This is a genomic window from Vulcanimicrobium alpinum (assembly GCF_027923555.1).
Taxonomy (GTDB): Bacteria; Vulcanimicrobiota; Vulcanimicrobiia; order Vulcanimicrobiales; family Vulcanimicrobiaceae; genus Vulcanimicrobium; species Vulcanimicrobium alpinum.
On record NZ_AP025523.1, the window covers coordinates 3,206,252 to 3,229,413 of the forward strand.

Genomic DNA, 23,162 nt, shown 5'->3' on the forward strand with positions numbered 1-23,162 from the left:
CTGCGCGTTCGCGTTGCATCTCGCCTTCCCGCAAACCGCTTGGTGGTGGATCGCGCCGTTCGCCTTCGCGGGGCTGATCGGTTCGTGGGCCGTGCTCAGCCCGCGGCGGGCTGCGCTCGCCGGATACGCGAGCGGCCTGGTCTTCTTCACGTTCGGCTTTTCGTGGTTCGGTGAAACCGCGGGGGCGCTGCTCGGACCGGCCGCTCCCGTGCTCGATCTCGGCCCCGCGCTGGCCGAAGCGCTCGCGTTCGCGTTCGCCGCGGCAGTCACGTCGATCGCCGCACGGCGCTGCGGCGCGTTCGCGTTCGCGATCGCCTCGGCCGCAGCGTTCGCGCTGGCGGAGGCGGCGCGTTCGAGCGGCGTGCTCGGCGTGCCGCTCGAGCAGATCGGCGTCGCGATGATCGATTCTCCGTTGCGCCCGCTCGCGGCATACGCCGGCGTCTACGGGATCACGTTCGCGACGGCGCTGCTCGGCGCGTCGCTGGGCTGGTGGCTGCTCGACGCGCGCGACGCGCGGCGCGCGCGCGCGGCGGCCGCGACGTGGATCGCGGTCGCGGCATGCACGGCGCTCGCATGGACGTTCTGGCCCGCCCGTCACGCTGCGCCGCCGTCGCGGCGCGTCGCGGCAGTGCAAGGCGGGATCGCGCAGACGCTCAAGATGACGCCCGGCGGCCTGCAGGTCGCGATCGAACGTTACACCGCGATGACGCGCGCGCTCGTGCCGCAGCATCCGACGCTGATCTTGTGGCCCGAGACCGTGATCCTCGCGCCGCTCGATTATCCGCGCGCCGACATCCGCGCGCTCGCGCAGCGTTTCGCGGCGCTCGCGCGCGAGACCGGGGCGACGCTCTACGCGGGCTCGCTCGCGCAGACGACCGACGGCGCGGAGAACACGCTCTACATCTTCGATCCGCGCAACCCGCGCGTGCTCGACGACGGCAGCGGCGCGACCGCACGATACGGCAAAGAGCAGCTCGTTCCGTTCGCCGAATACATCCCCGGTCCCGAATGGCTGCGGCGGCTCCCGTTCGCCGATCAGATCGGCGTCTACCGGCCCGCGCACAACGCGTTCCCGACGTACGGCGGCGCGACGCCGTTGATCTGCTGGGAGTCGCTCTTCGGCGACATCGCGCATGCACGGCTGCGCGACGATCCGTCGCTGCTGCTCGTCGCGACCGACGACGCCTGGTTCGGTCGGACGGAGTTTCCGTACGAGCACGCGATGGCCGCGTCGCTGCGCGCGGTCGAGAGCGGGCGCTGGGTGCTGCGCGCCGGCGCGACCGGGATCAGCGGGATCGTCGCGCCGGACGGCAGTTGGACCCGGCGCACCGCGCTCGGCGGCGCCGCGACCGTCGTCGGCGAGGTCGGCCCGCCGGTCGACGTCCCCTACGCGCAGCTCGGCCCCGGCGCGATCGCCTTGGCGCTCGCCGGCGCGCTCGCGATCGCGCTGTTCGGGAGGCGGCCGCGCGCATGACGCGTTCCTGGCGCGTCGTCGCGGTCGTCGCGGTGCTGGCGATCCTGGGCTGGGTCGGCTTCGAGATCGGTCGCGCCGGCAGCGACATCCAGGTCCTGCGGAGCCCGCAGTCCTCGACGCTGACCACCGGCCGCGTGAGCGGGAAGCGCGTCGACGGCCGGGCGTGGTCGCTCGACTACGACAAGGTGTCGATGAGTCCGGACGGATCGCTGGCGACGATCGCGCACGTGCGCGACGGACGCCTGCACCGCGCCGGGAAGCCCGACGTCACTATGACCGGCGACAACGTCACGGTGAACACGGCGACCAACGACATCACCGTCGGCGGTCCGGTGTCGTTTCGCGAACCCCTCGGCGCGCAGCGCGTCCGAACGTTCCGGACGAACGGGGCGCGCTACATCGGCGGGACGCGGGTGCTCATCCTCGAGCACCCCTCGACGATCACCGACGACGGGGCGACGATCGCGGTCGCGTCGGCAACGATCGATTTCCGGACCGGCGACGTGAAACTGGGACGGATCGAAGGGACGCGACCGGGAAGCGCTCCGTGATGCCGCGTGCCGCCGTCGTGATGCTCGTCTTCGCACTGCGTCCCCGCAACGGCGCCGGCGGCGCAGACGCCGATACCCGCGCCGACCTCCCCGCTCGCGGGACGCGGCTACGTGACGGACTACTCCACCGCGGCGCGCGCGGTCGCGTTCCGCCCCTTCACGCTCCGGGCGCCGATCGGCGACGTGGCGATCATCCCGCCGTTCAACGGCGAGGGCATCTCCAAGAACGAGGGGATCGCACCTGCCTATACGCGCAGCGGGCACGCGTGGATCCTCCAGCAGTGGCACCGCAACGCGGGGACGCTGGCGGCGTTCGCGACGCTCCCGGCGGACGGGGTTTGCCGCGACGTCCACGCCGTCGGCGGACGCACCAAACCGCGCGGCGTCGCCTGGACGACACCGCACGGGATGGTACTTTCACTTACGCCCGACGGCGTTGCCGATCCGGGCACGATCCGGGCCGAGTTCCGGCGGCTCGTCGGCCTGGGTGCATGCCGCTGACGGTCTCGGGATCAGCCCTCGGGCTCTTCCTGGGCGTTCTTCTTCGCCTCGGCGATCAGCTTCTTGACCTTCTGACCGCCCTTATGACCGATTTGCTCGTAAAAATTCGGTCCGTACTTTTCCTTGACGACCTTGCCGCCTTTTTGACCGATCGACTCGTAAAACTCGGCACCGTGACGCTCGCGCGTCGCCTGACCGCCCTTGCGGCCGATCTCCTCGTAGAAGCCCGAGCCGTACCGGTCCCGCACCGTGTCGCCGCCCTTTTTGCCGGCTTCGCGAACCGACATCTCACCTTCGACCTTGTCGGTCCGCGGCTTGGCCGCGGCCTTCTTCGGGTCGGCCATCCGTCAGCCGGCCGTTTTGGTCGTTCGTTTGAGTTTCTGACCGCCTTTGGCTCCGATTTCTTCGTAGAACGACGGGCCGTATTTGCTCTTGGTGGCCTCGCCGCCCTTACGCCCGATCGCTTCGTAGAACTCGGACCCGTATTTCGCCTTCACGCGGTCCCCGCCACGTTTGCCCGCCTCGCGGACACTCATGCCGCCGCCGTTGGTGATTCCGTTGTCGTTGGTCGCCATATTGGAAATAGTCCCCCTGAGCTATCGGCCCACCGTCTGCCCTGTACCCAGCGAAAGCTAGGTTAAACGCTGCTCTGGACGATCTTCGAGCGCCCCCGAGTCTACGACGGCTCCGGTGATGCGCCGTACACCACCGATGTCGCCGTCGCGGACGGCAGGGTCGTTGCGATCGGGGACCTCTCCGACCGCGAAGCGCGTGAACGAATTCCGTGTGATGGATTTGCTCTTGCGCCGGGCTTCATCGATGTCCATTCCCATTCTGACGAGCTTTGGCTCATCGACGGACGCTGCGAGAGCAAAATTCGTCAGGGCGTCACGACGGAGATCGCCGGAAACTGCGGAACGTCGGTGGCGCCGCTGTTCGGCGCCGCCCTCGATAAGAAGCGCGCCGCGGCCCGCGAGTATCGCCTGGACGTCCACTGGAACACGTTCGATGCGTTCTTCACCCTGGTCGAACGCAACGGCGTCGCGCTCAACGTCGCATCGCTGGTCGGGCTGGGTACGACGCGTCTGTGCGTGGCGGGTCACGAGGCGCGCGCGCTCGAGCGCGACGAACTCGTCGCGCAGCAGCGCCTCGTGACGGGCGCGATCGAAGAAGGCGCGCTCGGCGTGTCGAGCGGGCTCATCTACGAACCCGGGCGATACGCGGATCGTGCGGAGCTCGTCGCGTGCGCGGCGGCAGCGCGCGAGGCGGGCGCGCCGCGCTACGTCTCGCACGTGCGCAACGAGGGCGACACGCTCGAAGACGCGATCGCCGAGGCGCTCGCGGTCGGCGATGGCGCCGAGGTCGCGGTGCAGTGCTCGCACCACAAAGCGGCGGGACGCCGCAATTGGGGAAAAGTGCATCGCACGCTGGCGACGATCGACCGCGCGCGGGCGCGCGGCCTCGACGCGGGATGTGACGTGTATCCCTACATCGCGTCGTGGACGGAACTTGCGACGGTTCTGCCGCCCGCGGTGCGCGACGGCGGCGATGCGGCCGCGTTGCAGCGCCTGCGCGATCCCGAGCAGGCGCTTGCGGCGGCGCTCGCGATCGAACTCGCGCGCGACTCTCGCCTCGGCGGCGACGGCTTCGATTCGATTCTGATTACCAGCGTCGGCAGCGAACGAAACGCCGACATCGCCGGGATGCGCCTCGACGCGCTCGCACGGCGATGGGGAACGACGCCCGCGCGAGCGGCGATCCGCTTGCTGACCGAAGAAGAGATGCAGGTCGAGTCGATGTTCTTCACGATGAACGAGGACGACGTCGCAGCGGTGCTCAGCGCGCGCTTCTGCAGCATCGGAAGCGATGCGTCGGCGCGGGCATTCAGCGGGATCACCGCGCGCGGCGTGCCGCATCCGCGGACGTACGGAACGTTTCCGCGCGTGTTCGGACGCTTCGTGCGCCAGAGGCACGTCCTCGACGAGGCCGAGGCGGTGCGGCGCATGACGGCGCTCCCGGCCGCGCAGTTCGGGCTGCGCGAACGCGGAACGATCGCGCGCGGAATGCACGCCGATCTGGTCGTGTTCGATCCGCAGCGCATCGTCGATCGCGCGACGTACGATCGGCCGGCGGTCCCGCCGGAGGGGATTCGCGACGTGTACGTGAACGGTCGCGCCGTCTTGCGGGACGGTACGATGACGGGCGCGCTTCCGGGCCGCGCCCTGCGGAACGGCGCGTGAACCTCGCCGAGCTCGAACCCGCGCGGCGCGACGCGCTGCTGGCCGGGGCCAAGCGCCTGCGCCTAGCCCGCGGGGAGCCGGCGTATCTTCTCGGCGACCGGGCCGACCGCGTGTTCTTCGTCCGCAGCGGGCGCGTGAAGATCGTCCGCACCAACCCCTCGGGCGCGGAAGCGATTGTCGGGATCCGCAGCGAGGGCGACGTCTTCGGCGAACTCACCGGCGTCTCGGCGGGCTACGCCCCGTGGCAGGGGCTGCACGGCGCCGGCGGCGACGCGGTGCGCGCCACCAGCGCGATCGCGATCGAGCCGGCGGAACTCGACGTCCTCGCGGCGCAGGCGTTCGCCGGCGCGCTCGACGGCGACGTCGCGATCGCGCGCGCGTTCGCGCGCGGCGTCGCCCGCCGGCTCGCCGCGGCGGAGCACGAATTGGCCGAACTGATGGGGAAGAGCGTCCCGGGACGTCTCGTCGATGCGCTCGGACGGCTCGCCGCGGAACACGGGGTCGCCGGCGACGACGGCACGATCCGGATCGGGATCAACTTGACCCACAAAGACCTCGCGGACATGATCGGAACGAGCCGCGAGACGCTGACCAAAGAGCTGCGCGTCCTCGCCGACGTCGGATTGCTGCGCGTCGCCCACAAAACGGTGACGCTGGTGCAGCCGAAGGCGTTTCCGTTCGCGCGCCGCCCGTTCACCGGTTCGACGTGATCGCGCGGAGCGTGTTTCTCGCGCTCGTCGGCGCCGCCGCCGTTTCGCCGACCCCCTCGCCGCACGGGATCTGGGCCGACGTGACGCTCCAGCGCGAAGGAAGCGCGCTGCTCTCGCCGTTCACCGTCGCGATCGCGCTCCACAACGCGACAGGTCATCTGGTGCGTCTGCGCTTCCCCACCGCCGATCTGTTCCGCGTCGACGTCCTGCACGACGACTCGCCGGTGTGGTCGTCAGTGACAGGTCATAAACCGATCCCCATCACGCGCCAGCTGGACGTGTCGCCTGGGCTGCTGCGGCTCGCGCAGGTGATCGTCGACTCGACGACCGACGATCATCGCGCGTTCGCACCTGGGCGCTACACCGTGCGGGTCGCGATGCTGGGAACGAATTTCGGGACGATCGTCGACAAGGCGGTGAGTTTCGATCCGCCCGACACGATCGCGCGCGCGCTCGCGACGAAGCCCGGCACGGTCATCACGATCGCCGGCGAACCGTACATCGACGGCGGAACGCCGCGCCTGCGCGATACGACCGGAACGCTGCGCCTCTCGCGCGCGCTCGGCATCCGCGCCGTCGGCACCTATGTCGTGCGCGGCTTCCTCGACGCCGCCGGCGACGAACGCGTCTTCGACGTCGGACGCAGCGCGCCGGCATTCGAAAACGCGCCCAGTCCGTCACCTTGAGCGAGTCGAAGGGCCGCCCCGTACCGTCTCACGACCAGCGCAGGATCATCCCGCACTCGACGAGTCCGCCGCCGAACCCGTAGAGCATGACGCGGTTGCCGCGCTTGACGCGGCCGTCGGCGATCGCCGGCGCGAGCGCGAGCGGGATCGACGCCGACGACGTGTTGCCGTGCAGTTCGTAACTGGTGAGCATCCGTTCGCGCGCGATCCCCGCACGCTTTGCGATCGATTCGATCATCCGGCCGTTCGCGCTGTGCGGAACGAACCAGTCGATCTCGTCGGCACGCATCTCCGCCTGCGCGAGCAGCTCGGCGATCCCGGCGGTGATGTTCGTGAGCGCCCATTCGTAGACGGCGCGGCCGTTCTGGTGCAGGTAGCGGTCGGGCGAGACGACGCCGCCGATCTCGCTGCGCAAGCCGGTCTGAAAGAGTTCGCGTCCGGCGGCGCCGTCGCTGTTGACGCGACGCGCGAGCACCGTCGCGGGCGCGCCGCGGTCGATCGTGACCAGCGCCGCCGCGGCGCCGTCGCCGAAGAGGATGCACGTCGAGCGATCGGTGTAGTCGGTGATCTTCGAGAGCGACTCACCCGCGACGAGCAGCACGTTGCGCGCGCGGCCGGTCTCGAGCAGCGCGTCGGCGACGTCGAGCCCGTACATGAATCCGGCGCAGGCCGCGCCCAGATCGATCGCGCCGACGCGGCGCAGGCCGAGCTGCTCCTGCACGCGCGCCGCCACGCTCGGAAACGCGTAGTCGGGCGTCACCGTGCAGGCGATGACGAAGTCGACCGCGTCGAGGGAGCCGCCGTTGCGTTCGAGCGCGCGCACGGCCGCAAGGCACATGTCGCTGGTGAACTCGTCGTCTCGCGCGATGCGCCGCTCGCGCATCCCCGTCCGCGAGACGATCCAGTCGTCGGTCGTGTCGACCGAACGGGCGAGGTCCGCGTTCGTCAGACGCCGTTCGGGAACGTACGTCCCCATCGCGGCGATCCGGAGCGAGGATGTCACGGCGCGCACGCGCGCGGGGTCGAGCATCGTCTGCTGCACCTCCGGCCCTTCGCAGGCGAGAGCGGTCGCCCTTCGCGGGCCTGCTAGCCCGACGGCGGCCGGCTCCCTGCCGCGGGCGCCGGCGCTTCCATGCCCGGCGTCACGAGTGAATGGTACAGCCCCGTCACCGCGACCGCGTGAAAGCCTTGATACGAGAGCGACAGCAGCGTGATCAGCACGTAGCCGACGAGCCCGGAGATCAGCGCCGGCGGCGCCGGCAGCACGAGCGGCGCATCGCCCTTGGTCGATCCGACCATCGACATCTGCAGCGGCAGCAAGAACGGATACGAGAGAAACGAGATCCCGTACTGAATCGCGAAGAGCACCAGAGCCGCGATCGCCGACGTCGCGAACGCGCGCCGCACGAGCGCGATCGATTCGCCGATCGCGGCGAAGCCGCCGCGGTGTCCCGCGACGACGGCGGGGAGCACGTACATCGTGAACAGCGGCAGCGCGAGGAACGACAGAAACAGCGTCGGCAGCGCGAGCAGCAGCGCCAGCAGGACCAGACCGAACATCCCGATCCCCGCGACGAAGACCGTGCCGAACGACGCACGCACGGCGGCGAGCGCATCGCCGATCGACGTGTCGCCGCGTTCCCACAACGCGTTCGCCATCCCGTACATCGCCGCGTACGCCGCGACCGAGCATGCGAGCATCACGACGATGAACGCGGCGTACCCGATGAGCGCGGGTGCGATTACGGTTGCCGGCGAGGCATGGTGCGCCGTGGCGGCGATCGCGACGATCGCGATCCAGACGACGAACGCGATCGCGCCGCCGATCAGCGGAAGGAAGATGATCACCGGCGGGAGCGCGACGAGCGGGCGGTAGCGGAAAAGCGCCCACGACCGCGAGAGCATCACGTCGAGCGACATCGGCGACGGCGGCGGGGCGGTCATGGCTTCTCCTTCGCGGCGAGGTCTGCCAGGAGCATACCGTAGGTGCGCGCGCTTTGTTCCCGCAGCGCCGCGAGGCCGCCGTCGTTCTCGATGACGTAATCGGCACGCGCCCGTGCGAGCCCGGGATCGATCTGCGCCGCCATCCGTCGCTCGACGTCGGTGCGTTCGGCCTTGTCGCGCGCGATCACGCGCGCGATCCGTGCCTCGTCGGAAGCGATGACGACGACCGTCTTGTCGCACGCGCGCCAGAAGTCGCCTTCGAAGAGCAGAGGGACGACGTGCACGACGATCCCGTCGGGTGCTTCCGCTTCGCGCTGCGCGCCCAGCGCGCGCACGCGCGGATGGACGATCGCGTTGAGCCGTTCGCGGGCGCCCGGGTCGGCAAACACGATCGCGGCGAGTGCCGGCCGGTCGAGCGCGCCGCGGGCGTCGACCGCCTGCGGCCACGCCGACGCGATCGCGCGCACTCCTTCCGACCCGGGCGCGACCGCTTCGCGGGCGAGGACGTCGGCGTCGACGATCGTAGCGCCGTCTTGGGCGAAGAACGCCGCCACCGCGCTCTTCCCCGACCCGATCCCGCCGGTGAGCCCGACGCGCAGCTTGGCCATCCCGGAAAGTATACGCAGCCCGCTGCCCGAACGCCGTTTCCGCCGCCAGGAGGTGTCTGGATGCAGCAGACGGACGCAGTCTTTTCCGGTTCGATTGCCGAGATGTACGACCGCTATCTGGGCGCGCTGCTCTTCGAGCCGTACGCGGAGGATCTCGCCGAACGGCTGCGCGACCACGACGGTTCGGCGGTGCTGGAGACCGCCGCCGGGACGGGGATCGTGACGCGCGCGCTGGCCCGCGCGCTGAAGACGGCCTCGATCGTCGCGAGCGATCTCAATCCCGGGATGATCGAGCGCGCCGCCGCGGCGAGCAACGCGCCCAACGTGCGCTGGGAGCAAGTCGACGCCGGCGCGCTTCCGTTCGGCGACCGGACGTTCGGGCTCGTCGTCTGTCAGTTCGGGGTGATGTTCTTTCCCGAAAAAGTCGCGGCGTTCCGCGAGGCGGCGCGCGTGCTCGCGCCCGGCGGGCGATTCGCGTTCAACGTCTGGGACGATCTGGGCGCCAACCCGGTCCCGCGAGTCGTGCACGAAACCGTCGCAGCCGCGTTTCCGCAGGATCCGCCGCAGTTCATCGCGCGCACGCCGCACGGTTTCGCAGACACCGCAGCGATTGCGACGTGGCTGCGCGACGCCGGTTTTCACGACATCACGGTCGACGCGGTCGAGAAACGCTCGCGCGCGGCATCGGCGCGCGCGATCGCGATCGGGTTCGTGCAGGGAACTCCGGTACGATCGGAGATCGAGGAGCGCGACGCGGGCCGGCTCGCGGAGCTGACCGACGCCGTCGAAGCCGCGCTGATCGAACGCTTCGGCAACGGCGCGGTCGACGCGACGATGCGTGCGAACGTCTTCATCGTACGTACCTGAAACGCAGCGAAGGAGGCGTTGCCGCCTCCTTCGTGCCGATCCGACTCGCGCGCTCGTGCGCGCAACGTGCTAGATGCTGGTGGTCGAGAGTTCCGCGCCGAGCGGCCCGAAGCCGTCTTCGGCGGGGAAGTCCACGAGCTCGTCCGGCGCGATGTCGGCGACATGCTGGATCGAACCGGTGATGCGCCGCGTGCCGTTGTTGATCGTGAGCAGCGTGACGTCGACTTCCTGACCCGGCGAGTACTGGACGCTCGCGTCGAACTCGCCCTTCGGCACCATCGCGAGGACGCCCGGGACGATCTCGACGAGGAGATAGTTCGGGGTGACCTTGACGACTTGCGCGACGAGCTTGTTGCCTTCCCAGAGCTTGTCGGCGTGCTCGACCCACGGGTCGGGCAGCGCGTGCTTGAGGGAGAGCGAGACCTTCTTCGCTTCGGGATCGAACTTCATCACCTCGACCGAGACGGTGTCGCCGATCTTGACGACTTCGGACGGGTGCTTGATGCGCGCGTACGAGAGCTCGGAGTTGTGGATGAGTCCGTCGATGCCGCCGAGGTCGACGAACGCGCCGAACTCGGCGAGCCGGACGACGACGCCTTCGCGAATCTGTCCGACCTGCAGCGTGCCGAGCAGCTCCTGCTTCTTCGCGTTGAGTTCTTCTTCGAGAACTTGGCGCTGCGAGAGCACGACGCGGTGACGCTTGTGGTCGAGGTCGATGACCTTGAGCCGCAGTTTCTTGCCGACCAGTTCGTCGAGGTTGCCGACCGGCTGACGCCGGATCTGCGATGCGGGAACGAAGCCGCGCATCCCGAGATCGACGAGCACGCCGCCCTTCACGACTTGCGTGACGGTCGCTTCGATGACTTCGTCGTTATCGTGCGCTTCGATGACCTTCTCCCAGGTCTTCAGCGCGCGGGCACGGCGCTCGCTCAGATAGAGCTGGCCGTCCTGGTCGTCGATCCGGTGGATCATGACTTCCAGGGTGTCGCCGACTTTGAGCTCCTTCGGTTCGATCGCCAGCGACAGCTCGCGGAACGGGAGGATGCCTTCGGACTTGCCGCCGATGTCGACGAGCAATTCGTCCTGATACTTGGCGACGATGACGCCGGTGAGAACCTGGCCCTCATCGAGGACCTTGAGGGACTCTTCGTAGAGGCGCTGTTCCAGCGCGAGCTGGTCTTCTTCTTCGTGGGCCGCCGTCGGTACGGTCGGCTCGATCGTAGTAGTGATGTGAGGTAACTTCCTTCGTTTTGTATTTTATTTTTGACAGCTCCGGCACCACCAGGTGCCGCGCTGTCCGATCACCGTGCGGACGATGGGTTTGCCGCAGCGAGGACACGGTTCGCCGAGGCGGCCGTAAACGGCGAGTTGGTTTTGGAACCCGCCCTTCAGCCCCTCAGCGTCGACGTAATCGTCCACGCTCGTCCCGCGGGCGTCGATCGCACGCTGGAGAACGCTTCGAACTGCGCCGTGCAGCCGGCGGCGAGCCGGCCTGCTGATCTTGTGTGACGGGCGGCTCGGCCGGATCCCCGCTTCCCACAAGGCTTCGCACGCATAGATGTTTCCGACGCCGGCGATCCGGCTCTGATCGAGCAAGAACGCCTTGATCGGCGTGCGACGCCCGTCCAGCATACTCACAAACGCCTCGCTGGTAAACCCCTCGGAAAGCGGTTCCAGACCGCCGTCCGCATCCCAGGGGTCGCCTGCTTCCAACAGCCGCATCCGGCCGAATTGGCGCACGTCGGCGAAGCTGAGCCGCGTTCCGTCGGTGAATCGGAGGACGATGTGGGTGTAGGGATAGGGCTCGGGGTACTCCGCGCCGTGGACGATCAGGCGGCCGGTCATCCGCAGGTGCACCGCCAGCCGGCGGCCCGAACCCAAGGCGATCACGACGTACTTGCCGCGTCGCCCCACCGCCCCGATCGTCTCGCCGGCGAGCGCCGCGGCGAAGTCGACGCCGGGCGCCGCGACCGCGATCTTCGCCATCGAGATCGCGACCGCGTCGATGGTCTTGCCGGTGACGGCGTTGGCGAGGCCGCGCGCGATCGTCTCGACTTCAGGGAGTTCGGGCATTGGCGGTAGGACCCGGGATGCGGGTGGATTGTTTGCGGCCGGGCCGCCGTCAGACCGGGGCGTCTCCTTTGTGGGCGCCGTAGCGCTGCGGCTGGAAATACCAATCGGGGAGCGATTGCGCGAAGGTGACGTCGCGGAACGCGTAGTGCGTTTCGAACTCCCAGTCGTCGGTGCGGCCGTCGATCGTCGCGATCAGCGGCGTTCCGTCGCGCATCGCGAAGCGCACGTCGAACTCTTCGGGGAGCGACGCTCCGGTGTCGCCGAGGTAGAGGTGATCGCGCACTTTCATGCGGCGCAGTTCGTAGGTCTCCGCGTCGACCCACAACTCGTCGATGCGATTGCGTTCGGGGTCGCGTTTCCAGATGAGCCACAGGTGCCAGGCGTCGCCGTCGCGCGCGACGCGTTCGACGCGGTAGTCGCCCTCGACCGTGACGCTCGTGACGCCGATCGTCGGCAGGTCGGTCGCGGAAGGCTCGGGCGAGGGCGCGGGGCGCGCGTACAGGCGCGGTTCGAAGACGTCCGCATCGGGCGGGCCCGGATCGACGCGGCCGTCGAACGCGACCGTCACGTTCTCCAACGGTCCGACGGTCGATCCGTTCCACTGCCTGCGCGTCAACGCCGAGCGATCGGAGCGGCGGCACCACACGCGCAGCGTGTAACTGTTCTCCATGTCGTACTCGCGGCGACGACGATCCGTGCGCTCGACGGTGTAACTGACAAACGGCGCGTGCGCGTGCGCGCGAAACGCCGCCTTGGCGAGCCGAAGAATCTCGTCGCCGCGCGGGACGGGTGCGGCCGTCTGCGCCGTGCAGGCGAACGCGGTCGCAATCGCAATCGACGCGAGTGTTCGCCTCGGCATCATCGCGCGGCGAGCGGCGGGATCCCGAGGCGCACCCCGGGCGCCAGTGCGAGCCGCTTCGCTTCGCCGGCGGCGAGTTCGATCACGTAGCGGCCCAGCCCGTCGCGGCGCGCCACCTCGTCGTCGGTGGTGCGGAAGGTCGAGGCCGGAACGTCGGCCGCCACGCCGGTGACGACGCCGTCGGCGCGCACGAAGATCATGTCGAGCGGCGCGATCGTGTTCTTCATCCAGAAGTAACGGCGCTGATCGCCGTCGGTGAACGCGAAGATCATCCCCTCGGCGGGCGGGACGACCGGAACGCCCATCAGCCCGTGCTCGCGATCCGCTTCGTTCGCAGCGACGGCGAGGCGCAGCGTCGTACGCGCACCGGTCACCTCGAGCGCACGGCACGTCGCCGCCGCGCGCTGCGGGAGCGGGATCGCGGTGCAGTACGGAAGGCTGCCGGCGTGGGCGCCGGTCGCACGGGCCGCCGGCGCGGCAACGGCGAGTGCCGCGGCGGCCGCGACCGCGATGCGGCGCGAGCGGAACGCCGCAGGCGTCGGCGTTCTCCCTTCAGGCGGAGGCGGCCGCTTCGAGTTCATCCGCTTCGACGTCGAACGAGGCGACGTCGTACCAATTCGCGCCCGACTTGAGCGTCGCTTCGATCGGGACGCTGAGTTCGAGCGCGTGCTCCATCTCGTGTTTGACGACGCGCGCGACGGCGTCGAGATCGGTGCGCGCGACTTCGAAGATCAGTTCGTCGTGAATCTGCAGCAGCATCACCGCGTCGAGGCGTTCGGCGGCGAGGCGGCGGTCGAGCCGGACCATCGCCAGCTTCATGAGATCGGCGGCCGAGCCTTGCAGCGGCGCGTTCGTCGCCTCGCGTTCGGCGGCGGCGCGAAGCGCGTAGTTCTTCGCGCGCAGATCGGGCATGTAGCGGCGGCGCCCGAGAATCGTCTGGACGTAACCGCGTTCGCGGGCTTCCTCGAGCGAACGATCGATGAAGCCGCGCACGCCGGGGAACCGGTCGAAGTACGCCTGCGACATCTGCTTGGCCGCAGCGCGGTCGATTTCGAGCCGCTGGGCGAGCCCGAAATCGGACATGCCGTAGAGCAGTCCGAAGTTGACCGCCTTCGCCATGCGCCGCTGGTTGGGATCGACTTCGGCGAACGGTCCGATGTCGAAGATGCGGCGCGCCGTGAAGTCGTGGATGTCCTGGTGTTCGTGGAACGCCGTGCGCATCGCTTCGTCACCGCTCAGATGCGCCATCAATCGCAGTTCGATCTGCGAATAGTCGGCGGCGAGCAGGACGCGGTCGGGCGACGGCGCGACGAACGCCTTGCGGATCAGCCGTCCGAGATCGCTGCGCACCGGGATGTTCTGCAGATTCGGATTCGTCGACGAGAGGCGCCCGGTCGCGGTCGCCGTTTGGCGGAACACCGTGTGCAGGCGGCCGCGCGCGTCGAGCAGCGTCGGGAACACGTCGATGTACGTGTTTTTGAGCTTTGAGACTTCGCGGTATTCCTGGATCTTCTGTGCGATCGGAAACCCGCGCAGGCGCTGCAGTTCGGCGTCGTCGGTCGACCAGCCGGTCTTGTTGCGCTTGCCGGCCGGCAAATTGAGCTTGTCGAAGAGAATGCGCCCTAGCTGCTGGGGGCTGCCGAGGTTGAACTCCTCGCCCGCGAGGTCGTAGATTTCGTGCTGCAGCCGCGCCACGTCGGCGTCGACTTGCACCGCCAATTCGCGCAGCGTCGCCAGATCGAGCGCGACGCCGGCGCGCTCCATCCCCGCGAGTACCGTCGCGAGCGGCAGTTCGACGTCGGCGTAGAGCGCGTGCTGGCCGCGACGCTCGAGTTCGGCGCGCGTCGTGTGCGCGAGCCGCCCCGCGGCGTCTGCGGCGGAGGCCGGTTCGTCGGGGAGGACGCGGTCGAGAAACTCGCCGGCGGCCTGACCGACGTCGGCGAACGTGCGCGACGGATTGAGCAGGTGCGCCGCGAGCATCGGGTCGTCGCCGGCGAAGCGCAGCGGCAGCGCGAGCGCGCCAATTTCCGACTTCACATCGTAGGCGATGAGGTGCGGGACGCGCTCCCACACATGCGCGAACGCGCCGGCGACCGCGTCGACCTCGAGCGCGGAGCGCAGGAACGCGAAGCCGCGCCCGTCGTCGACCGAGATCGCCACCGCGTCGCCGCGCATCGCGACCGCGACCCGCTCGCGCGCCGCGGCGTCGTCGATGAGCGCCGCGAGCTTCGCGAAATCTGGCGGATCGGTGATCGCGGTGTACGACTCGTACGCGCCGGCGAGCTGTTCGTCGGAGGCGATCGGCGGCGGCGCCTCCGGCGGCTCGAGCCGCGCCAGCAGCGTCTTGAACTCGAGTTCGCGATAGAGCGCGTAGAGCGCGTCGTTCGCCGGCGCCGCGTACGCGGCGCTCTCCCAGTCCAGCGTCAGCGGCAAATCGCGCTTCACCAGCGATACGTCGCGGCACACGCGAGCCTGCTCGCCGAATTCGCGGATGAGCGCTTCGAGCTTCGGTGTTCCGGCAAGCGCCGGCTGCGCGATCAGCGCGTCGAGCGAGCCCGCGTTCTTGATCAGTTTGATCGCGGTCTTCTCGCCGACGCCCGGAATGCCCGGAAGATTGTCGGACGGGTCGCCCTTGAGTCCGCGATAGTCGGGCAACTGCCGCGGCGCAAGATCGAATCGCTCGCGCACCGCGGCTTCGTCGTAGCGCCCGAGTTCGGTGATTCCGCGGCGAGTCGTCAGCACCGTCGTGCGGTCGTCGACGACCTGCAGCAGATCGAGGTCACCGGTGACGACGAGGACCTGCTGCTGCGCATCTTCGGCCTGACGCGCGAGCGTGGCGATCACGTCGTCGGCTTCCTCGTTGTCGATCTCGACGATCGGAATACCGTACGTCGCGAGGATCTTGCGCACCAGCGCGAATTGCGAGCGCAGCTCGTCGGGGGTTTCCTGGCGCTGCGCTTTGTAGTCTTTGTAGAGCGCGACGCGCGCTTTGGGGATGCCGCGGTCGAACGCCGCGATCACGTGCGTCGGCTTCTCGTCGTTGATGATCTTCGTGACCATCATCGTGAAGCCGTAGGCCGCGTTGATCGGGACGCCGCGCGTGGTCGTGAGCGCCGGCAGCGCGAAGAACGCGCGGTACACCAGCCCGTACGTGTCGAGCAGCATCAAGCGCGACGTTCCGGGCGGCGCGCCGAGCTGCATCGTCGTCTCTTCGCCCATCATCGCACCTCCAGCGCCAGCGTCGCCGCACCGACATCGCCGTCGTCGGAGACCTTGAGCACCGAGACAACGTAGCGTCCCGGCGTCTCCGGCAGCGCGACGTCGAAGGTTTCGCGATCGAAGCGCTCGACCCGCCACAGCAGCGAGCGCTCCGCCGCGGCGCCGAGCGTCGCCGCTGCCGCCGGTCCGCGATCGGTCGCGCCCAGATCGACGGAGGTCGACTGGCGCGGCGTGACCGACGCGTGCCAGGCCGGGTCGGCCGACGCCGGATTCTGCGTCGTCGTCCCCGCGCCGGCGAGCACCGCGGCGGCGTCATCGAACGACGCCGCCCCGCCCGCGCGCGCGTCGCCGAGCCGGATCGCGATCGTAGCGCTCGCGCGTTCGGCGCCGTCGGCGATGGAGAGGTGCGCCGTGCTGCCGGGCGCGTACGTCGGCCGGTCGGCCGACAGCGTCGTTTCGCGCGCGTGACCGGGGCCGTCGACGGCGATCCGGTGTGTCGCGTATTCGAACGCGCCGTCGCGGACGAACGCGACGCCGACCGCCGCGTCGCCGACCGTCTCGGGGACGACGAACGTCGCGCCGACGTGACCGTTTGCGGCGGAGAGCGTCTGTTCGCCCAGCGAGCGTGCGCCTTCGAGGTCGACGAACGCGTCGCCGCCGGCGCCGGAGAGCGAAGCGTCGACGGCGACGCGCTCGCCCACGCGATAGCGCGCTTTGTCGGTCGTGATCCGCGCTTCGACGCTGCGCCGCGAACGCGTTCCCAACAGCGCCTGCGGCGCGACCGTCACCGCGTTGACGTCGACGGCGTGCGCGGCGTCGACGTCCGCCTGCGCGTAGATCAGGTTCGTCCCGGGGACGACGTTGCGGAACACGGCGTGCGCGCGTCCGTCGGCGTCGAGCGTCACTTGCGCGCTCTGCTCGGTGGGCCCGTGCACGAGCCGCAATTTTACGAACAGTCCGGCCGCCGGGCGACCGTCGGCTGCGTCGAAGCCGCGCACGACGATCGCGACGGGTTCGCCGATGTCGGCGTTGGGGCGTTCGGGCGTGACCGCGAGCGCGACGCGTGCGCTCGAAGCGACGATCCGTCCCGTCGCGGTGGCGGCTCCGCTCGATGCGACGACGCCGTACGTCGACGCGAGGCCGTCGCTCGGCGCCGGAATCACCGCGCGGCCGATTCCGAGATCATCGGTGCGCACGCGCTGATCGACGATCCGCGAAGTCCCCCACGACGGCGCGTCGGCGACGGCGCCGGGTTCGGGGACGTGCGGCGAACGGACGACCGTGATCCGGACGTCGCGACCGGCGGCGGGCGTGCCGTCGGCGCGCTTCGCGGCGACCGCAAGCGGAATGCTCGCGTCGGGCGCGCACGCGGTGCAGGCGGGCGTCACGGTCAGCGCGATGTCGCTGACGCCGTCTACGTGCAGCGACGCGCCCGCGTTCGCACCGCCGAGCGTCGCGAGCACGGCGGCGTCGCCGGCGGGCGCGTCCGCGGGCAGCGCGAGCTCGGCGCTGAACGCGCCGGCCGCGTCGAGCTTCGCGCCTGCGGTTGCGATCGTGCGGCCGCGCGCGAGGATCGCCACCTTCGCGTCGCCTCCGGCCGGGCGGTACACCGTTCCCGCGCGCCGGCGCGCGAACCCGATCACGCGCACGCGATCGCCGGCGCGCACCGATGCGCGCTCGGTTCGCACCCCCATGACGGTCGCGGGGACCGGCGGCTGCGGAAGAAACGACACGAAGGTCTTGCTCTTGCCCCATTCGGCGAGCGCGAACCGCGGCCGCGCGCCGGCACTCCGCCGCGCGACCCCGTGCGCGTCGGTCTTCCCGTACTCGAACGATGTTCCGACGAGATACGTCAGGCGCATCCCCGCGAGCGCTTTGCCGCTCCCCAAGTCCGCAGCGTAGAGCACGATCCCGCCCGGCGACTCTTTGGTGATGATCCCCACGCGCGTGAGATCGAGCCACGCCTGCTGCACCGCGTCGCCGCGCCGCGCTTCGATCACAAAGAATCCCTCGCGATTCTGCAGCGGCACCTCGACGTCGTTGGGTGTGAAGCGCAGCCCGGGCGGCGGGGTGAAACGCCATCGTGCGACCGGCGTACGATGCGCGGTGTCGATCGCACGCGCGCGGGACGAGCCCGCGATCAGCACATCGGCCGGGTCGGCGTCGTACGCGGCAAAATCGACCGGCGCACCACTGTAAGTATCCAGGCGTACCGCGATGCGCTTCCACGGAACCGCGACGTCGCGCGCGTAGAGTGCGAAGGTGCGGTCCCATTTCCCGGAATCGGGGAGCGGCCGCGCGCCGATCAGCCCGAGCGCGAGCAAGGCCGCGCCCAGGCGTCTAGCGTTCGTAGAGAATCGTTCCGGCAACGTTGGGGTCGTTGGTGCGGAAGCCGATGGTGTAGGTGCGCTTTTCGTTTTGCTTAAGCAGCTGCTGCGAGTTGCTCACGCCGATGAACACCGACGAGCCGGAGTCTTTGGCCTGAAACCGGTTGCCGGCGCGATCGATGAAGTAAAAGTGGCTGATCTCCGGCGTGGCGTCCATCCCGAAATCGTTGGTCAGCTCGACTTGCGCGACCACGTACGTGATCACGCCGCTCGAGATCCCCGCAGCGCTGTCGCTGGTGGGTACGAGTTTCGCGTCGACCACGCGGACGTCGCCCAGGCCGGTGAAGCGCTGGGCGCCGACCGGGGTCGACTGGCCGTTTCCGCCGCCGTTGTCTTGCTTGCACGCGACGAGGCTCAGAGCGAGAAACGCAGCGGCGGCGATCCGGTGAATCATGACGCGGCGTGCGTTCGGCGGCTTCTCGGCGGCGTCCCGCGCCGAGGGTCCCGTGCGAAATCCGGGAACAAGGTGAAGGTGCACGACGAACGTACGGGGGGGAACTCAACCGGCACCCGTTGCCGTTACTGCGGGAGTCATGAGACGGACGAGCGCTCCAACGACCTGCGCGAGCGCGGCGCGACCTTCCAAGTGATCGTCGCCTGCGCCTCGTGCGGCGCAGCGTTTGCCGCACTCTCGAGGAACTGATTTGCGTTTTCCCCTGCCGGCGCTCGTCGCCGTGCTCGCCGCCGGCTCGATCGCCTCCGCCGCCACGCCGCCGCCGAAAGCCGCTCCGAACGCCCCGAAGGGCTCCGCAGCGCAGCGCATCAACGTCGAAAAACTGCAGCCGCGGGCGATCTTTCCGAAGGTCCCGCTGCACACCGAGGTCGTCGTCGAGATCAATAAACTCGGCCAAGTCGCGCGCGTGCGCTCGATCAAACCGTCCCACGATCGGGGCTTCGACGCGCGTATGTACGGAAACGCGCTTCAGGCGTTTATCCGCACCCCCGACGGCAAAGTCGTCCTGGGGACCTACCGGCTGACCTACGACTACGACCCCAAGTCGCTCCGGATTCGCCGCGACGTGGCCCTCATCAAGGCCGGCGGCGTCAATCCCAACGCCACCGGGGCGGCGACGGATATGATGGAGATCGCCCGCCGCAACGGGAAACGCGCCGCGCCGGTCGGGCCGGTCACCCCGGCGCCCAACCCCGCGCCTAGCGTCAACGTGAAGCGGATGCCCGACCTGCCGCAGGTGATGCAGACGCCGCACTGACGCGAAGGCACGGAGGCCGGCCCGGCGAACCGCCGACCATGACGCTGGCGTCCGATCAGTCCGACGCACTCGCGCTGCTCGAGCGCACGACGCACGCGCGTGCGTTCGCGCCGGGACCGCTGCCGCCGATGGCGCTTCGTGCGATCGTCGACGCGGGCCGCAACGCGCCGTCGCTCTACAACACGCAGCCGGTGCGGTTCGTCGTCGTCCGCGATCCGCAGAAATACGAACTGCTGCGCGCGGCGTGCAACCGTTCGCGCGACACGTTCATGAAGATGCGCGGGCTGTTCTCGCGGATGAACGCCCGGCTGCGCGAACCGAGTTACGTCAAGGGACTGGAACGTCAGGCCGCCGGCGACGTCATCCCCGCGCACGGCGTCGCGATCGTGGTGCTGCAGGACGATCGGATCCCCGAGAGTTCCGAAGCCTGCGCGTGCGCGCTGATGGCGATGCAGCTCCAGGCGACGAGCCTCGGGCTCGCGAGCCAGTTCACGAGCTGGACGCGGGGCCTGGCGTTCGACAAGGAAGCGAAGGCGCTGCTCGACGTCCCGGCCGGGTTCAAGATCTTCACGAGCCTGGTGGTCGGCAACGCGGTGACGCCGCTGGCGCGCACGCGCAAAGACCGACGCCCGCTCGACGACGCGGTGCGCTGGCTCTGAGGCCGTGTCCCGCCGCAGTCGGCACGTCCCGCCGAAGAGCGGCAACGCGGCCGAAGACCTCATGCAGTGGTATCTCAAGGATCGCGCCAGCGCCGATACGTGGATCGACACCGACGTCGCGCGTTCGTGCACGTCAAAACAGCAGTACGCCGACGAGATGGACGCGCGCGCGCATGCGCTGATGAACGGGATGGGGGACGTGCTTTTTTCGTATGAGTGCCGCTACTGCGGCTTCTGGCATCTGACGCGGCGGCCGACGTAATGCCGCTGTTCCGCGAGACGTTCACGGCGCCCGAAGTCGAAGAGGCAATGGAGCGCCTTGCGCCGGCGGACCGCGACCAGATGTTCGAGATCGGCCGCCTGGGCGGCGATCACTGGCAGCGCACGCTGGTGACCTCGCGCCTATCATTCGCGCGCGAAGACGCCTCTCGCGCCGCCGCGGCCGAGTTCGCCGCCGAAGGGTTTACGGTCGACGTCACCGCCGGCGAGCGCGAGGGTGCGCCATGGGCGCTGCGCGCCGAGATCGTCATCATGATCCCGGCGCCGAACGTCGATGCGCTGTGCACCTTCGCGCGCGACGCCGCCGGCCGCCACGGCGGAACGTTCGAGGGTTGGGACGTGATGCTCGTGCAGTCCAAGTACGGCCGCTCCGTCGCCCGCCAGCTCGCGCTCGAAGAGATGATGACGAAGATGCGAAAGCTGATGCCGTGGCGGCGCCAAAAGACGTAAGGCGGCATGCCGGTCGTCCTGAGTCAGCTCTTTTCGCCGACCGATCGCATCTACGAAGATGCGGAATACGTGCTCTACCACTACCCGCGCGTGTATTTTTCGCGCGTCCGCCGCTACGAGCCGTTCGTGTATTACCGGCCGCTGGGAAGATCTCGGCGCCGTTACGATTCGATGACGTACTTTGGATACGGCATCATCGGCGAGTGGGACGCCGATTGGCGTGATCCGCGATTTCGCTTCGCGAATCTTATCAAGGCCGGTCCGTTTCCGCAGCCGGTCGCTCTGCGCGATGCGCACGGTCTGTTCTACGAAACCGAATCCGAAATCGGACCGCAGTTTCAGGCGGCGGTTCGCGAACTTTCCGAGACCGCGTACCACCGCATCTTGTCGGCCGCCGGCGTCACGCAGCATGACCTCGACACGATGCCCAGTACCGAAACGGTCGCCGTCAGTCCGTATCCGCTGCCGCTCGTCGCAGCACCGACAGACGCTCTGCGCGAGATCGCCGAGATTCCACCCGGCGCGGGCTACGTTCCCCGCACCGACAACAGCATCGTGAACGTCTACGAATCAGCTGCGCTGCAGGAGCGCGCGCGGCGTGATCATCAAGAAACGCTCCGCATCGTGCAGCGGGCCGTCCTTCGCGCGGGCGGCACGACCTGGTATAACAACAATATCGACCTCTTTGCAGCGGTCGGAAACGAACGTTTCCTTATCGAAGCGAAGAGCGTGGGCAGCCCGACGTCGGTGATCGACCGAGCCCGCTATGGGATCGGCCAGCTCGCCGATTACGCATATCGTTACGAATCGCAAATCGGAGGTTCGCGCCGCGTCCTCGCATTCGCGAGGGCACCGGAACACGAGAACGCCTGGGTATCCGGCATCCTTGAGAACGAGCGCATCGCGTTCATCGCCGCATTCGGCGATCGCGTCGTTCCTCTCAACGGGCGTGCGGCAGATCTGCCGTTCGTTGAACCGAGTTGATTCGTGCCGCTGCTCCTGATGCTGCGCTCGTCGAGCCGAGCGGCTGCGCTTCGACAAGCTCAGCGTGACGGGTCGAAGATCCACTGATCGTCGAGTTCGAGGATCTCGAACCAGTTGCGCAGGTGCGGGTGCTCGCGGAGGACCGGATAATGCGGGAGCACTTGTGCGAAGTGTTCGTCGTCGCGGATGCCGCGCTGCAGCAGACGCTCGTTGATCGCCGGGAACGTCCCGGGATCCGCGCGCGCGGTGAGCCAGGCGACGACCTCGTCGTCGTTCGCGGCGTTGCGCACCGCGTCCGCGAACGCGTCTTCGCTCACGCCGAGCCACTCGAGCAGATACGCGGAGAGACCCGGGCCGATCTTGTAGTATCCGAGCGTACCCTGAAGTTTTGCGCGCATCTTGTCGATCGTGCGCGGCAGCAGCACGAGGCCGCCGAGCGTCGCGCGCGGCGACCGCGGCGGGTGCGCGCGCAGATCGCAGTCCGGATACGGAAGCGTCGTCGCCTCGCTCACGACGCCGACGACTCCGCGCGATACGCGCCGATCGCTTCGAGGACGGGCCGGTCGTCGAACCGGAAGAGGTAGGTCTCGCGCTGCGCGTCGTGGCGGTATGGCGCCCACGACGGGATGCAAAACGTGTCGCCGCGCTCCCAGTGCAGGGTCTCGCCGCCGACCTTCGTCGTTCCGCGACCCTCGTAGACGTGGTACACGATCCCCGCCGTCTCGCGGCGCGACGGCGACGACGTCTTCGCGCTCAGCCGTTCCGCGGCGCAGCCGATGACGCGCGAGACCGATGCACCGGTGCGCTTGTGCGCATAGTCGGCGTACGCGTACGGTCCCGGCTCCGCGTCGAGCCGCGCCTGCATGTCCTCCCACGGGTACTTGAGGTGCGAGTCTTCGGGCGCGGGCTCGCTGGGGAACTGCTCGGCCGAGTACGGCTGCGCGAAGTTCGCCGGGAAGAATTGATAGACCGGCAGATCGAGCCCGTCGAGCCACACCATCGGCGTCTTCCCCTCGTGGCCGTGGTCGTGGAACTCCCACGACGGCGTGAGGATCACGTCGCCGCGCTGCATCGTGACCTTCTCGCCGCCGACCGCGGTGAACGCGCCGTCACCCTCGATGATGAACCGCAGTGCGAACGCGACGTGACGGTGAGCGCGCGCCACTTCGCCGGGCTTGATCAGCTGCAGGCCGGCGTAGAGCGTGTCGGTCGTCTTCGGCGCTTTGAGCTTCGGATTCACCAGCATGAAGACGCGGCGCTCCGCATCCTGCGTGCCGACGAGGTTGCCGGAACGCTCCAGCAGCGGGCGCATCAGCGCGTAGCGCCACACGTGCGGCACCGCCTTGGGTTCGGGGTGCGGCGGCACCATCGTATCCATCACCGTCCACAGCGGCTGCGCGTCCTGCGCTTCCGCTTCGGCGAAGAGCTGCTCGAGAGAATCGGTCGCGATCATGGGGAGT

General features: G+C 69.0%; 28 protein-coding genes. 13 read left to right on the forward strand and 15 right to left on the reverse strand.

All coding sequences use genetic code 11. The features are described from left to right. The first annotated feature begins 13 nt into the window (after nt 1-13). The 3 genes from lnt to WPS_RS16455 all read left to right on the forward strand — a co-directional run bounded on the left by lnt (nt 14) and on the right by WPS_RS16455 (nt 2,526). The gene (lnt, locus tag WPS_RS16445; protein WP_317995536.1) at nt 14-1,474 is read left to right on the forward strand and encodes an apolipoprotein N-acyltransferase; all 1,461 of its coding nucleotides are present in this window, start codon (nt 14-16) and stop codon (nt 1,472-1,474) included. After that, nucleotides 1,471-2,025 carry an LptA/OstA family protein gene (locus tag WPS_RS16450; protein WP_317995537.1) on the forward strand — a complete coding sequence of 185 codons (555 nt, stop codon included), beginning with the start codon at nt 1,471-1,473 and terminating at the stop codon, nt 2,023-2,025. Before lnt ends, WPS_RS16450 begins: the two co-directional genes overlap by 4 nt. A 111-nt stretch (nt 2,026-2,136) precedes the next feature. Continuing rightward, on the forward strand, nt 2,137-2,526 hold the full coding sequence (locus tag WPS_RS16455; RefSeq protein WP_317995538.1) for a hypothetical protein: 390 nt from the start codon (nt 2,137-2,139) through the stop codon (nt 2,524-2,526). 11 nt (nt 2,527-2,537) lie between these two features. Here WPS_RS16455 and WPS_RS16460 read toward each other — a convergent pair whose 3' ends face one another. From WPS_RS16460 to WPS_RS16470, 3 genes are read right to left on the reverse strand one after another with little or no spacing between them, the layout of a single operon-like run. Beyond that, nucleotides 2,538-2,870 (reverse strand): hypothetical protein, encoded by a 333-nt coding sequence (locus tag WPS_RS16460; protein WP_317995539.1) that lies wholly within the window; start codon nt 2,868-2,870, stop codon nt 2,538-2,540. 3 nt (nt 2,871-2,873) lie between these two features. Further along, nucleotides 2,874-3,101, reverse strand: a complete 228-nt coding sequence (locus WPS_RS16465) for a hypothetical protein (RefSeq protein WP_317995540.1) — start codon at nt 3,099-3,101, stop codon at nt 2,874-2,876. A gap of 57 nt (nt 3,102-3,158) precedes the next feature. Next, a complete protein-coding gene (locus tag WPS_RS16470; RefSeq protein ID WP_317995541.1) occupies nt 3,159-3,353 on the reverse strand; it encodes a hypothetical protein in 195 nt (64 codons plus the stop codon). Nucleotides 3,354-3,449: 96 nt separating this feature from the next. Here WPS_RS16470 and WPS_RS16475 point away from each other — a divergent pair, with 96 nt between their 5' ends. From WPS_RS16475 to WPS_RS16485, 3 genes are read left to right on the forward strand one after another with little or no spacing between them, the layout of a single operon-like run. Continuing rightward, a complete protein-coding gene (locus WPS_RS16475) occupies nt 3,450-4,766 on the forward strand; it encodes an N-acyl-D-amino-acid deacylase family protein (protein ID WP_317995542.1) in 1,317 nt (438 codons plus the stop codon). Further along, a complete protein-coding gene (locus WPS_RS16480; RefSeq protein WP_317995543.1) occupies nt 4,763-5,476 on the forward strand; it encodes a Crp/Fnr family transcriptional regulator in 714 nt (237 codons plus the stop codon). Before WPS_RS16475 ends, WPS_RS16480 begins: the two co-directional genes overlap by 4 nt. Further along, nucleotides 5,473-6,162 (forward strand): hypothetical protein, encoded by a 690-nt coding sequence (locus tag WPS_RS16485; RefSeq protein ID WP_317995544.1) that lies wholly within the window; start codon nt 5,473-5,475, stop codon nt 6,160-6,162. Before WPS_RS16480 ends, WPS_RS16485 begins: the two co-directional genes overlap by 4 nt. A gap of 28 nt (nt 6,163-6,190) precedes the next feature. Here the strand turns inward: WPS_RS16485 and WPS_RS16490 are convergent, their stop codons facing one another. The 3 genes from WPS_RS16490 to coaE are packed head-to-tail and all read right to left on the reverse strand — an operon-like array spanning nt 6,191 to nt 8,714. Beyond that, nucleotides 6,191-7,192 carry a ketoacyl-ACP synthase III gene (locus WPS_RS16490; protein WP_405054972.1) on the reverse strand — a complete coding sequence of 334 codons (1,002 nt, stop codon included), beginning with the start codon at nt 7,190-7,192 and terminating at the stop codon, nt 6,191-6,193. 56 nt (nt 7,193-7,248) lie between these two features. Continuing rightward, a complete protein-coding gene (locus tag WPS_RS16495; RefSeq protein ID WP_317995546.1) occupies nt 7,249-8,106 on the reverse strand; it encodes a hypothetical protein in 858 nt (285 codons plus the stop codon). Continuing rightward, complete coding sequence (gene coaE / locus WPS_RS16500; RefSeq protein WP_317995547.1) at nt 8,103-8,714, reverse strand: dephospho-CoA kinase; 612 nt, start codon at nt 8,712-8,714, stop codon at nt 8,103-8,105. Before coaE ends, WPS_RS16495 begins: the two co-directional genes overlap by 4 nt. Nucleotides 8,715-8,774: 60 nt before the next feature. Here coaE and WPS_RS16505 point away from each other — a divergent pair, with 60 nt between their 5' ends. Beyond that, nucleotides 8,775-9,581 carry a class I SAM-dependent methyltransferase gene (locus tag WPS_RS16505; RefSeq protein WP_317995548.1) on the forward strand — a complete coding sequence of 269 codons (807 nt, stop codon included), beginning with the start codon at nt 8,775-8,777 and terminating at the stop codon, nt 9,579-9,581. Nucleotides 9,582-9,650: 69 nt separating this feature from the next. On the opposite strand, the gene WPS_RS16510 is transcribed toward WPS_RS16505, so the two are convergent. After that, nucleotides 9,651-10,658 (reverse strand): 30S ribosomal protein S1, encoded by a 1,008-nt coding sequence (locus WPS_RS16510; RefSeq protein WP_405054906.1) that lies wholly within the window; start codon nt 10,656-10,658, stop codon nt 9,651-9,653. On the opposite strand from WPS_RS16510, the gene WPS_RS16515 reads away from it, so the two are divergent. Further along, a complete protein-coding gene (locus tag WPS_RS16515) occupies nt 10,545-10,820 on the forward strand; it encodes a hypothetical protein (RefSeq protein ID WP_317995550.1) in 276 nt (91 codons plus the stop codon). The genes WPS_RS16510 and WPS_RS16515 overlap by 114 nt on opposite strands. Nucleotides 10,821-10,838: 18 nt before the next feature. On the opposite strand, the gene mutM is transcribed toward WPS_RS16515, so the two are convergent. From mutM to WPS_RS16545, 6 genes are read right to left on the reverse strand one after another with little or no spacing between them, the layout of a single operon-like run. Further along, nucleotides 10,839-11,654 carry a bifunctional DNA-formamidopyrimidine glycosylase/DNA-(apurinic or apyrimidinic site) lyase gene (mutM, locus tag WPS_RS16520; RefSeq protein WP_317995551.1) on the reverse strand — a complete coding sequence of 272 codons (816 nt, stop codon included), beginning with the start codon at nt 11,652-11,654 and terminating at the stop codon, nt 10,839-10,841. Nucleotides 11,655-11,703: 49 nt separating this feature from the next. Next, nucleotides 11,704-12,516 carry a hypothetical protein gene (locus WPS_RS16525; protein WP_317995552.1) on the reverse strand — a complete coding sequence of 271 codons (813 nt, stop codon included), beginning with the start codon at nt 12,514-12,516 and terminating at the stop codon, nt 11,704-11,706. After that, the gene (locus WPS_RS16530) at nt 12,513-13,094 is read right to left on the reverse strand and encodes a DUF192 domain-containing protein (RefSeq protein WP_317995553.1); all 582 of its coding nucleotides are present in this window, start codon (nt 13,092-13,094) and stop codon (nt 12,513-12,515) included. Before WPS_RS16530 ends, WPS_RS16525 begins: the two co-directional genes overlap by 4 nt. Continuing rightward, nucleotides 13,066-15,732: a DNA polymerase I gene (gene polA / locus WPS_RS16535; RefSeq protein WP_317995554.1), complete on the reverse strand. Its 2,667-nt coding sequence runs from the start codon at nt 15,730-15,732 to the stop codon at nt 13,066-13,068. Before polA ends, WPS_RS16530 begins: the two co-directional genes overlap by 29 nt. Further along, on the reverse strand, nt 15,732-18,056 hold the full coding sequence (locus WPS_RS16540; protein WP_317995555.1) for an alpha-2-macroglobulin family protein: 2,325 nt from the start codon (nt 18,054-18,056) through the stop codon (nt 15,732-15,734). Before WPS_RS16540 ends, polA begins: the two co-directional genes overlap by 1 nt. A 16-nt stretch (nt 18,057-18,072) precedes the next feature. Then, nucleotides 18,073-18,513, reverse strand: a complete 441-nt coding sequence (locus WPS_RS16545; protein ID WP_317995556.1) for a hypothetical protein — start codon at nt 18,511-18,513, stop codon at nt 18,073-18,075. Nucleotides 18,514-18,763: 250 nt separating this feature from the next. On the opposite strand from WPS_RS16545, the gene WPS_RS16550 reads away from it, so the two are divergent. The 5 genes from WPS_RS16550 (at nt 18,764) to WPS_RS16570 (ending at nt 21,702) form a co-directional block, all read left to right on the forward strand. Further along, nucleotides 18,764-19,330, forward strand: a complete 567-nt coding sequence (locus tag WPS_RS16550; protein ID WP_317995557.1) for a hypothetical protein — start codon at nt 18,764-18,766, stop codon at nt 19,328-19,330. Between the two features lie 38 nt (nt 19,331-19,368). Further along, nucleotides 19,369-19,989, forward strand: a complete 621-nt coding sequence (locus tag WPS_RS16555; protein WP_317995558.1) for a nitroreductase family protein — start codon at nt 19,369-19,371, stop codon at nt 19,987-19,989. Nucleotides 19,990-19,993: 4 nt separating this feature from the next. Then, nucleotides 19,994-20,251 (forward strand): hypothetical protein, encoded by a 258-nt coding sequence (locus WPS_RS16560; RefSeq protein WP_317995559.1) that lies wholly within the window; start codon nt 19,994-19,996, stop codon nt 20,249-20,251. Continuing rightward, nucleotides 20,251-20,718: a ribonuclease E inhibitor RraB gene (locus WPS_RS16565; protein WP_317995560.1), complete on the forward strand. Its 468-nt coding sequence runs from the start codon at nt 20,251-20,253 to the stop codon at nt 20,716-20,718. Before WPS_RS16560 ends, WPS_RS16565 begins: the two co-directional genes overlap by 1 nt. A 384-nt stretch (nt 20,719-21,102) precedes the next feature. Further along, nucleotides 21,103-21,702: a hypothetical protein gene (locus WPS_RS16570; protein WP_317995561.1), complete on the forward strand. Its 600-nt coding sequence runs from the start codon at nt 21,103-21,105 to the stop codon at nt 21,700-21,702. Between the two features lie 59 nt (nt 21,703-21,761). Here WPS_RS16570 and WPS_RS16575 read toward each other — a convergent pair whose 3' ends face one another. Both WPS_RS16575 and WPS_RS16580 read right to left on the reverse strand, forming a co-directional pair. Next, nucleotides 21,762-22,214: a DUF5069 domain-containing protein gene (locus WPS_RS16575; RefSeq protein WP_317995562.1), complete on the reverse strand. Its 453-nt coding sequence runs from the start codon at nt 22,212-22,214 to the stop codon at nt 21,762-21,764. Beyond that, nucleotides 22,211-23,155 carry a cupin domain-containing protein gene (locus tag WPS_RS16580; protein ID WP_317995563.1) on the reverse strand — a complete coding sequence of 315 codons (945 nt, stop codon included), beginning with the start codon at nt 23,153-23,155 and terminating at the stop codon, nt 22,211-22,213. The genes WPS_RS16575 and WPS_RS16580 overlap by 4 nt, the downstream gene beginning before the upstream one ends. Nucleotides 23,156-23,162 lie beyond the last annotated feature (7 nt).

What these genes read in the sequence shown, in the direction of transcription:
- WPS_RS16450 (WP_317995537.1), top strand. Translation starts at nt 1,471, where the DNA reads ATGACGCGTTCCTGGCGCGTCGTCGCGGTCGTCGCGGTGCTGGCGATC.
- WPS_RS16460 (WP_317995539.1), bottom strand. Translation starts at nt 2,870, where the DNA reads ATGGCCGACCCGAAGAAGGCCGCGGCCAAGCCGCGGACCGACAAGGTC.
- WPS_RS16465 (WP_317995540.1), bottom strand. Translation starts at nt 3,101, where the DNA reads ATGGCGACCAACGACAACGGAATCACCAACGGCGGCGGCATGAGTGTC.
- WPS_RS16470 (WP_317995541.1), bottom strand. Translation starts at nt 3,353, where the DNA reads ATGGACATCGATGAAGCCCGGCGCAAGAGCAAATCCATCACACGGAAT.
- WPS_RS16490 (WP_405054972.1), bottom strand. Translation starts at nt 7,192, where the DNA reads ATGCTCGACCCCGCGCGCGTGCGCGCCGTGACATCCTCGCTCCGGATC.
- WPS_RS16495 (WP_317995546.1), bottom strand. Translation starts at nt 8,106, where the DNA reads ATGACCGCCCCGCCGCCGTCGCCGATGTCGCTCGACGTGATGCTCTCG.
- coaE (WP_317995547.1), bottom strand. Translation starts at nt 8,714, where the DNA reads ATGGCCAAGCTGCGCGTCGGGCTCACCGGCGGGATCGGGTCGGGGAAG.
- WPS_RS16505 (WP_317995548.1), top strand. Translation starts at nt 8,775, where the DNA reads ATGCAGCAGACGGACGCAGTCTTTTCCGGTTCGATTGCCGAGATGTAC.
- mutM (WP_317995551.1), bottom strand. Translation starts at nt 11,654, where the DNA reads ATGCCCGAACTCCCTGAAGTCGAGACGATCGCGCGCGGCCTCGCCAAC.
- WPS_RS16525 (WP_317995552.1), bottom strand. Translation starts at nt 12,516, where the DNA reads ATGATGCCGAGGCGAACACTCGCGTCGATTGCGATTGCGACCGCGTTC.
- WPS_RS16530 (WP_317995553.1), bottom strand. Translation starts at nt 13,094, where the DNA reads ATGAACTCGAAGCGGCCGCCTCCGCCTGAAGGGAGAACGCCGACGCCT.
- polA (WP_317995554.1), bottom strand. Translation starts at nt 15,732, where the DNA reads ATGGGCGAAGAGACGACGATGCAGCTCGGCGCGCCGCCCGGAACGTCG.
- WPS_RS16545 (WP_317995556.1), bottom strand. Translation starts at nt 18,513, where the DNA reads ATGATTCACCGGATCGCCGCCGCTGCGTTTCTCGCTCTGAGCCTCGTC.
- WPS_RS16555 (WP_317995558.1), top strand. Translation starts at nt 19,369, where the DNA reads ATGACGCTGGCGTCCGATCAGTCCGACGCACTCGCGCTGCTCGAGCGC.
- WPS_RS16565 (WP_317995560.1), top strand. Translation starts at nt 20,251, where the DNA reads ATGCCGCTGTTCCGCGAGACGTTCACGGCGCCCGAAGTCGAAGAGGCA.
- WPS_RS16580 (WP_317995563.1), bottom strand. Translation starts at nt 23,155, where the DNA reads ATGATCGCGACCGATTCTCTCGAGCAGCTCTTCGCCGAAGCGGAAGCG.